Below are 1,153 nucleotides of genomic sequence, written 5' to 3'. Positions count from 1 at the left end.
TCGCTGTGATAGAGGCGCAGCGGCGAGTGAATCAGGCCGATGGCCATGAGCGCGTGATTGAGCAGGCCGTCGTCCTTGAGGATGCCTATCCATGCGTAGACGCGGATCAGGAACGAGGTCCAGAACGGCAGCATCACGCCCATCATGAGCAGGTTGCGCGTGGCCGGGTTCGAGCGCGCGATGTAGTAGGCGATGGGATAGCCAATCAAGAGACAGAAGAACGTGGAGACCGCCGCCATCTTCAGCGAGCTGATATAGGTGGCGATATAGAGGCTGTCCTGCAGCAGGAAGGCGTAGTGGCCCAGCTGCAGCGCAAAGTGGACCATGCCGTCCTTCATCTCGGCGAGACTCGTGTATGGCGGAATGCTCATCGCCTGGTCGGCGAAGCTGATCTTGAGCACCAGCACGAACGGCAAGGCGAAGAACAGCGCGAGCCACAGGAACGGCACGCCGATCACCGTGGTGCGGCCCGAGGGCACGAAGCGCGCGAGCATGCGCGCGAGCGCGCCGCGTGATGCAGGGCCGCGCGAGGCCGCGGCCGGTGTGGAAGGCAAAGAGGTACTCATGTTCGCATCTCCCTTATTGCGTGAGCACGACGCCGCTGGCGGGCGACCACGAGACGTAGACATCGTCGTTCCAGGCCGGCGCGCCCTCGTTCATGAGGTGCGAGCTGGAGAGGTTCGAGACCACCACCTTGCCGCCGGGCAGGCGCACGTGATAGAGCGAATAGCTGCCCATGTAGGCGATATCGGTGACCACGCCGCGCGCCCAGTTGTGCGGCGTGCCCGGCTTCTCGTGCGAGACGCGCACGCGCTCGGGCCGCACGGAGATGCCCACCGGCATGCCGAGCGGCCCGGTCACGCCGTGGCTCACGTACATGCGTGCTTCCAGGTCCTCACTTTCGACGTAGATGTGATCGGGCTCGTCCTCGACGACCTTGCCTTCGAACAGGTTGGTCGAGCCGATGAACTCGGCGGAGAAGCGGCTGTTGGGGAATTCGTAGACTTCGCCGGGCGCGCCGATCTGCACGATGCGGCCTTCGCTCATCACGGCGAGGCGGTTGGCCATGGTCATCGCTTCTTCCTGATCGTGCGTGACCATCACGCAGGTGACGTCGACCTTCTCGATGATGTTCACGAGTTCGAGCTGCGTT

General features: G+C 63.7%; 1 protein-coding gene and 1 pseudogene. Both read right to left on the bottom strand.

The window, feature by feature from the left end; all coding sequences use genetic code 11:
* Nucleotides 1–566: pseudogene (locus U5775_RS38825) on the bottom strand (putrescine ABC transporter permease PotH); the annotation flags it as partial.
* Between the two features lie 13 nt (nucleotides 567–579).
* Nucleotides 580–1,153 (bottom strand): TOBE domain-containing protein (locus tag U5775_RS38820; protein WP_322063419.1); only part of this gene is annotated, 574 nt, incomplete at its 5' end.

It is taken from the genome of Paraburkholderia sp. J63, assembly GCF_905220245.1.
Lineage (GTDB): Bacteria > Pseudomonadota > Gammaproteobacteria > Burkholderiales > Burkholderiaceae > Paraburkholderia.
Note: the sequence above shows the minus strand (reverse complement) of the source record. Positions and strands in the feature narration are given on the sequence as shown.